The following is a 7,474-nucleotide window of genomic DNA, read 5'->3' as shown; positions in this document are numbered from 1 at the left end:
CTTCACACACACATGATCATCAGGGCGGCTGCACCCACCTCACCCGCCCCACCCGCGGCGTCCACCCTGGTCAGACAGCTAATGGCGGCTGCCGTACTAGGGGCTGAGCCGCCAACGAGTGCGGCTGGGATATCGACCTGTGCAATAACCTGGTTCGAGCCGATAAATCGCCGGGGGACTAACCTCGGCCCTTCGTTAAGGGCTGGGCGGCGGCTGTCCTGGGAACGCGAAAGTGCCTTCTGATCTGGAACGATGTGACTTGTCTAGTGTTGCGTGTCTGAAGTGACTTTATGGTTGCCCACCGAGTCGTGGCCGAACGCAGTCGCACCGAACCGGCACCCCGCCGGCCCCGCCCTCCAAGGACCCGCGCTGTAGCGACTCTCGGTCGACCGGGCTGCCCTGTCACGTCTTGGAGCGACGGCGGAGCGTGATATGGCGATAAGGCGGATTATGTGGTTCCTGATCGACGCGCCTGGGTGGCTGCCCGGTGGCTGCCGTCCTCGGCTGCACTGACTACCGTGGCTCCCACACATTCACCCCCTGTGAGGAGACCGCCATGGCCCGAACCGCTGCCAGCGACAAGCCGACCGTGTCGACCGGTATCGGTTGGGCCGGTGCCCTGGTTGCCGTCCTCGCCGGCCTGTACCCGGCCCTGCATGGCGTTTACTGGGCGATCCCTGTGACTGCGGCGGCCGCGGCCGGGGCGATCGGCATCTGGCGGGCGGTGCAGCTGCTCGGCCTGATCCTCAACCATCTTTATTGGCGGGACATCGAGGTGCCCGCGACCGACGACCTGGTCTGAGGTGCTCACATGGCGCGGAACGACCAGCCCATCCGCCCCCCTCTACATCCCCTGGTCCGACCAAGCGATCCAGCGAGGTCGCCAACGAGGCCGCCGCGGAGTGGGCTCAACGAGCAGCCGGGGTGGGCCTGGTGATCAGTGACATGGTGCAGAACGCGTGGGCGGTCAGCTCGATCACTGGTTGTCCGGGCACTCTGATCGTGGGCACGAAGAAGCAGGTGAAGCTGCAACGCTGGCACGGCGGATCGGTGGTGGTGGCCTGGCCGACCCGGAGGGCGCTCGACTCGTTCCGGCACGTCATGACCCGCGCCGACCAGGTGCTGCTCATCGAGTGGGCGCCCGACGCGGAGGTCATGGCGTGGCTGAAGGCGGAGGAGGCCATTGCCGTGCCGGTCGAGGAGGCGGCGGCCCAATAGCGGCCGGGTCGGCTGAACTTACGTACGCAACCGCAACGATTCGTCGCCGGGCAACCGCGGGGCGGGACGCCCACTACCGCATCCGCACGTCCGGGCTCTGATGAGCCACACGCAGCGACACCAACCGGCGATGACCCAGACCACGACGGCGACGGGAGTCCCGCTACCCCGCCGACCCGGCTGCGGCCTTCGGCCGGTCGGTCGACGCGCTGCACTGTCACCTCGACCGATGCGCGCCGACGCGGCTAAGGTCCAGGCTCTGCTCGACCACGCCTCCCTGAAACCACCGCCCGCTACTTCGGAGCAGGACGCCGTCGTCGAGCGCATCTTCGAGTAGGGGGACGTAGGCCTACGCGTTGACCGGCATCGCTTACACCAAGCACCAGAGGTTGAGCGGACCTTCATCCGAGGAGGTGAGCGGCTGCGAAGATCGCGATCGTCGCGAAGGGCTACCAGGAGGCAGATCCCGGCAGGTTCAGCCGGTGGAAGCATTTGCCTCGACGAGTTCGGTGAATATCTCGGAGGGCTTCTTCCAGCCGTGGATCTTACGCGGTCGGTCGTTGATCTCGGCAGCCACCATCGCCAGGTATTTCGGGTCCGAGGTGATAGGGACGCCCTTGGGGAAGTACTCCCGCAGGATCCGGTTGGCGTTCTCGTTGTGTCGGCGCTCACGGAATTCCCCAGCTGTAGCGGTCTGCCGCTCACGTAATTCCCCACCCGGTCGCTCACGTAATTCCCCATGGGGATGACGAGCGTGCCGTAGGTGTGGGTCCTCGCGATCATGCAGAGTCCTCCCTCGTCCGGGCGACGGGTGAGGGAGTCGATGGCGAGGAGAACGTTCGACGTGGTCGATGTGACCGAGATCTTCATCCACTGGTATGCGGGCCGCTCGATCAGCGAGGTGGCCGTGTCACTGGGTGTGGATCGCAAGACGATCCGTAAGTACCTGGCGCCGGCGGTAGCGGCGGGGCTGACACCGGGCGGGCCGGTGATGGCCCAGCAGGACTGGGCTGCGCTGGTGCTGCGCTGGTTCCCGCAGCTGGCCGATACCAGGCTGCGGCAGGTGACGTGGCCTGCGATCGGCGTGCATCACGATTACATCGTCGAGATGCTCAAGGCCGGGGTGACGCAGGCGACGATCCATCAGCGGCTGCGTGACGAACACGGCTTGACCGCCAGCGTGGCGTCGCTGAAGCGGTATGTGGCCGCGAACCTGCCTGAACAGGTGCGCCGCGACCAGGTCGTGGTGCTGCGCGACGAGGCCGACACCCCGCCCGGTGAGGAAGCCCAGATCGACTACGGGCATCTGGGCTACTGGGCCGACCCGGCGACCGGGCTGCGCCGGCGGGTGTGGGCGTTCGTGATGGTCCTGGCGTGTTCGCGGCACATGTTCGTGCGGCCGGTGCTCGTCATGGACCAGGCCGCGTGGACCGCCGCACACGTCGAGGCGTTCGCGTTCTTCGGCGGGGTGCCGCGCCGGCTGGTTCCGGACAACCTGCGCACCGGGGTGGACCGCCCCGGCCTCTACGACCCGAAGATCAACCGCTCGTATGCCGAACTGGCCGCCCATTACGGGGCGCTGGTCGACCCGGCCCGGTCCCGCAAGCCGCGGGACAAGGCCCGCGTCGAGCGGCCGATGCCGTATGTCCGTGACTCGTTCTGGCGGGGCCGCGAGTTCACCTCCCTGGCCCAGATGCAGTCCGCGGCGCTGGCCTGGTCTCGCGACGTCGCCGGAGCGCGGGCGTGTCGGCCGTTGTCCGGCGCCGCGCCGGCCTCGGTGTTCGCCGCGCTCGAGGCCGAGACGCTACAACCATTGCCTACCAAGGCGTTCGTCCTCGCGACGTGGTCGACGGCGATGGTCGGGCCGGACATCCACGCCAAGGTCGGTAAGACGATCTACTCGATCCCGTGGCGATATCTGGGTCAGCGCGTCGACGCCCGATCGACGCCGTTGGTGGTGCAGTTCTTCCACCAGGGGCAGCTGATCGCGACACACGGCCGTAAACCGCAGGGCAAGCAGACCGATCTGAGTCACTACCCGCCGGAGAAGATCGCCTTCGCGATGCGCACGCCGACCTGGTGCCGCACCCGAGCGGCCGAGATCGGCCCCGCCTGCCGGCAGGTCATCGACGATCTGCTGCAGGTCAACGCCCTGTTCCGGCTGCGCGCCGCGCAAGGCGTGCTCGGTCTGGCCGGTAAACACAGCCCCGCCCGGCTGGAAGCCGCCTGCGGCAAGGCGATCGCGGTGGGTGACCCCTCCTATCGCACCGTCAAGGGAATCCTGATCGCCGGCGCCGAGACCGACCCGCCACCGGCGGCCACCGGTGACGGCGGCGCCGCAGCCCACCTGCACGGCCCTTCGCAGCTGTTCGCGAACGTCATCGCCCTGCCCACCACGAACGCCACGCCCGACGCGGACCCGGCCACCACGAACCGGCGCCCTGACGGTCCTGGCGACGACGAGCTGCCAGAGGGCGCGACGGCGGTGCTGGCATGACCGACACCACCACCACCAGCACACCGCAGCAGCCGGCCTATCCGCTGCCCGCACCCGGCAGCAACGATCCCCGGTTCACCTACGGCCTGCTGTTCGACATCGCCGATGTGTTGCAGCGCAACGGTTTCCCCCGCCCCGCCGGCACCGACTGGGCGGACCTGATGGCCGCCCTGGGCCGTTTTCTCTACCAGAGCAAGGAGACCTCGTGACCGTCGTCGACACCGCCCTACACGACAGCCTGCGCGCGTTGAAACTGTCCGGCATGCTGCACACCCTCGACGCCCGCCTCGCTCAAGCCCAGGCCGGGGAACTCGGGCACCTGGACTTCCTGCAAGTCCTCTGCCACGACGAAATCACCCGCCGCGACACCATGAGCATCCAACGACGGCTGCGCCGCGCCCGTTTCGAGCAGGCCACCACCCTGGAAGAGTTCGACTTTCACACCAGCCCGAAACTGCCCGCCGCGCAGATCCGCGACCTCGCCGCCCTGCGCTGGCTGCAAGCCGGCGAATCAGTCGTGCTCCACGGCCCCGTCGGCGTCGGGAAAACCCATGTCGCGCAAGCCCTCGGCCACCTCGCCGTCCGCCGCGGCGCCGACGTCCGGTTCCTCAAAACCAGCCGCGCTCTCGCCGACCTCGCCGGCGGACACGCCGACCGGACCTGGCCCCGCCGCCTCGCCGAGCTCACCCGACCGGCACTACTCATCCTCGACGACTTCGCGATGCGGGAACTCACCGCCCAACAAGCCGACGACCTCTACGAACTGATCTCCGAACGCGCCCAGGCCGGACGGTCGCTGATCGCCACCTCGAACCGGTCACCCGCCGACTGGTATCCGCTGTTCCCGAACCCGGTCGTCGCGGAATCACTGCTCGACCGGCTCATCAACACCAGCCACCAGGTCTTCATGAACGGACCCAGCTACCGCCCCAACAAACGACCCGGCCGCCCAGGCTCGACAACCACCCAGACCACCAAGTAGAACTACACCCGAGGGCCACCACCTGGGGAATTACATGAGCGCAGCCCCGGGGAATTCCGTGAGCGCCGACACTCGTTGCTGCCGCGCTGCCAGGGCGAGTGTGGGCGGGCGAAGTACACCGGCAGCCCGGCCGCGGTGATCCGGGCGTGTCCGGCCATCTCCGACCCGCAGTCCCAGGTCAACGACCGGGCGATCTGCCGCGGTAGCGTCCCGGCCGCGGCGATGATCGCATCCCCCACGGTCAGCGAGTCCCGGCCGGTCAGCGGGACCAGGACCACGAAGCGGGAGGTCCGCTCGACCAGCGTCGCCACCGCGCTCTTGCCCGCCTTACCGATGACCAGGTCACCTTCCCAGTGACCGGGGACCTGCCGGCCCTCGACCTCGGCGGGCCGTTAGTCGAGGTAGCGGGGCTCGCGGATCCGTGGCGCCGGAGCCGGCCGGGCACCGCCACGACGGGCCGTGCGGCCAGTGCGCAAGCCGATCAGCTCCCGCGCCAGGGTGGACACCGGCTGGGCGTAGACCCACTGGTAGATCGCCTCGTGAGACACCCGGTAAGCCTGATCGTCCGGGTAGTCGAACGGCAACCGGCCCGCGATCGACGCCGGAGACCAGCCCAGCCGCAGCCGCTCGCGCACCACCTCCCGCAGACCCGACACCCGCTCGACCGCCCACGTCTTCGGCCGCCGCCGCGACACCGCCGCCGCCGTCTCGGCGGCCGCAGCCCGGTACCCGCCGCGACCACCATGCCGGGCGACCTCCCGTGAGACCACCGACGGGTCCCGGCCGATCAGGACACCGATCTGTTTGTACTCCAGGCATTCGGCCAGGCCACGGGATATCTCTTCACGATCAGCCAAGGACAACATCGCACGCACGGCGGAACATCCTGTCCCACCGAACCGCCAAGATCAAATGCTACGACCGGCTGAACCTGCCCCCGCCTCTGGTCCGTCAGTTGACCTGCCGGTCGGTCTAGGGCTCCGGGCCCGTCCGGTCCGCTCTACTACCGTCCGTTCCGGGCCTTTCCCTCCGCCACCAGCGGCGGCAGTATGTCCACGTGGAATCGACAGTTAGAGAACAACAGGTCCTTCAGGCGCGTGCGGCCCTTATTCTCGCCGCCCGTCGGCGCTCGCTGGTGACGTACAAGGAGTTGGGTTTGGCCATCGGTATGACAGGGGTCTCTCTCAGTCACCATATGGGGCGCGTGCTCGATGAGCTTTCCGACGTCTGTATCGAAGCTGGCGAGCCCTCACTAGCCGCCCTTGTGGTCAAGTCGGATACCGGCGCCCCAGGCAAGGGCTTTGACGACGGTGGAGTTCCGTGGCACTCCGAGGTGCAGGAGGTTTTTCGCTACTGGGCGAAGCAGTAGCAGAGGGTGATTGTCACGGGCGCTGGCTACGCCAGGCTGCCAGCGGTCGAGAGGCGGAAAGACCCAGGCTTTCATATCCCGAAGCTGGCTCTCAGTGACACAGAAGTGGCTCAACAGCGAGGTGACGATCATGGATCCGGAAACGCGCGAGGGCATCACCCGATCGGCAGCCGATGCGTTCGGCGCGGCACGTGGACGTTCTCTCATGGACCTCGCTAGGCGCATCGGGGAGCTGGATGACTTGACCTCCGATGCCGGCACCACTGACATCATGCTCTTTCCGCTCGACCCTCGCGCCGCCCGACGTTGGCAGGAGCTGGCACGACGCCGGAGCGAGGACTGGATCTTCGTGGTGTCGACCGACGAGAAAACGGTACTAGCGGTTGACCAGCCATCTGAGGCGGGGATGCGTGACCCGGCGGCTGGCGTGATCTTTCCGGAGCTACACACCCGACTGGTCAGTTGGTGGCTGATCCATGCTTGGCGGAGTGTGGACCTTGCACAAGATGCCGTTTACAGCCTCGGACGATGGCGCATCAGTTCAGCGGCGGTGGCGGTACGAGCGCTCATCGAAGAGGCAGGCTGCCTGCTGGTGGAGGGTACGAACTTGGCGGCGGCTTGGGCGGAGGTCAAGGCGCTGCCACCGGATCCCATCACGCGGCCAAGCTCGGTGCGCTCCAAACTTCATCCCATCCTGACCCGGACTGCCATCGCCTCACGACTCAAGGGGACACCGCAGGACCTGCAAGCTACCAACGTCCTCACATACGTGCAGAAGCTGGCCCGGGCCACCCGAGACGGGCGATACATCGAGTGGTACGACTGGCTGTCTGACGCCTCGCATCCAGCTTTCGGTGCCCGTGTAGCTCTGTCGTCCCCACCGATCGTGCACGGTTCGGAGGCGTTCACGTCCCGCACCTACGCCCGCTCCCCCCTTGCGCTGCAGTCGGCCGATGGCAGCGTGGAGCCTCTGAGCAACGAAGTCGCGTTCTACGCGGCGGACGCGCTCATCGCCGCTGGCTCCGTCCTCTGCGACCTCCTAGCTCATGCCTTGCATCTGGTCGACGATTTCGGCCTGACGACCGGTGCCGCCGGTCTAACCGGGCGCCTCTACTGGCGCGACTTTAAGCCTGTGAAGGGCAGCCGTCCATGCCCGTGCGGGCGGGCCGCGTGGTCCAGGTGCCAGCACCGGTGGGGCCAACCCGCGCCATCGATCTCCGTCCCGCAGGCCGCCATACCGAAGCCGGCCTCGCCGATTATGTGAGCACCTGGCGTCACGATTAGCAGGTGATGAACGGGCGGCCGGGTTAGTCCCTCTTGCTGACGTACACACCTCGACCCGGCTGGCCGTAAACCAGGCCCCGCGCCTTGAGCTGGATCATGACGAATCGGATGACGGTCTCGCTGA

8 protein-coding genes and 1 pseudogene are annotated in these 7,474 nt (G+C 67.5%); 7 read left to right on the top strand and 2 right to left on the bottom strand.

The genetic code is table 11. The annotated features are described in order from the left end of the window. Positions 1 to 556: 556 nt before the first annotated feature. The 5 genes and pseudogenes from JNW87_RS31585 (at position 557) to istB (ending at position 4,697) form a co-directional block, all read left to right on the top strand. Entirely contained in the window at positions 557 to 802 is a 246-nt protein-coding gene (locus JNW87_RS31585; protein WP_238454934.1) for a hypothetical protein, read from the top strand. 131 nt (positions 803 to 933) lie between these two features. Beyond that, positions 934 to 1,218, top strand: coding sequence for a hypothetical protein (locus JNW87_RS31580; RefSeq protein WP_238454933.1), 285 nt, complete (start codon positions 934 to 936; stop codon positions 1,216 to 1,218). An 844-nt stretch (positions 1,219 to 2,062) separates the two neighbouring features. Next, positions 2,063 to 3,583: pseudogene (gene istA, locus JNW87_RS31575) on the top strand (IS21 family transposase); the annotation flags it as partial. 128 nt (positions 3,584 to 3,711) lie between these two features. Beyond that, positions 3,712 to 3,924: a hypothetical protein gene (locus tag JNW87_RS31570; RefSeq protein WP_109800387.1), complete on the top strand. Its 213-nt coding sequence runs from the start codon at positions 3,712 to 3,714 to the stop codon at positions 3,922 to 3,924. Continuing rightward, positions 3,921 to 4,697, top strand: coding sequence for an IS21-like element helper ATPase IstB (istB, locus tag JNW87_RS31565; protein WP_109800386.1), 777 nt, complete (start codon positions 3,921 to 3,923; stop codon positions 4,695 to 4,697). The genes JNW87_RS31570 and istB overlap by 4 nt, the downstream gene beginning before the upstream one ends. A gap of 2 nt (positions 4,698 to 4,699) precedes the next feature. Here istB and JNW87_RS41765 read toward each other — a convergent pair whose 3' ends face one another. Then, complete coding sequence (locus JNW87_RS41765) at positions 4,700 to 5,032, bottom strand: IS30 family transposase (protein ID WP_375373573.1); 333 nt, start codon at positions 5,030 to 5,032, stop codon at positions 4,700 to 4,702. 57 nt (positions 5,033 to 5,089) lie between these two features. Further along, a complete protein-coding gene (locus JNW87_RS31555) occupies positions 5,090 to 5,554 on the bottom strand; it encodes a helix-turn-helix domain-containing protein (RefSeq protein WP_238454931.1) in 465 nt (154 codons plus the stop codon). 200 nt (positions 5,555 to 5,754) lie between these two features. Between JNW87_RS31555 and JNW87_RS31550 the strand changes: the two genes are divergently transcribed. Both JNW87_RS31550 and JNW87_RS31545 read left to right on the top strand, forming a co-directional pair. Then, positions 5,755 to 6,066 carry a hypothetical protein gene (locus tag JNW87_RS31550; protein ID WP_238454930.1) on the top strand — a complete coding sequence of 104 codons (312 nt, stop codon included), beginning with the start codon at positions 5,755 to 5,757 and terminating at the stop codon, positions 6,064 to 6,066. Between the two features lie 94 nt (positions 6,067 to 6,160). Continuing rightward, a complete protein-coding gene (locus JNW87_RS31545; RefSeq protein WP_238454929.1) occupies positions 6,161 to 7,330 on the top strand; it encodes a hypothetical protein in 1,170 nt (389 codons plus the stop codon). Positions 7,331 to 7,474: the final 144 nt, after the last annotated feature.

This window comes from Micromonospora sp. ATA51 (genome assembly GCF_016802855.1).
GTDB lineage: Bacteria > Actinomycetota > Actinomycetes > Mycobacteriales > Micromonosporaceae > Micromonospora > Micromonospora sicca.
Note: the sequence above shows the minus strand (reverse complement) of the source record. Positions and strands in the feature narration are given on the sequence as shown.

Bases quoted from the DNA above. Each gene is read 5' to 3' on its own strand.
- JNW87_RS31585 (WP_238454934.1), top strand. From the start codon at position 557: ATGGCCCGAACCGCTGCCAGCGACAAGCCGACCGTGTCGACCGGTATC.
- JNW87_RS31570 (WP_109800387.1), top strand. From the start codon at position 3,712: ATGACCGACACCACCACCACCAGCACACCGCAGCAGCCGGCCTATCCG.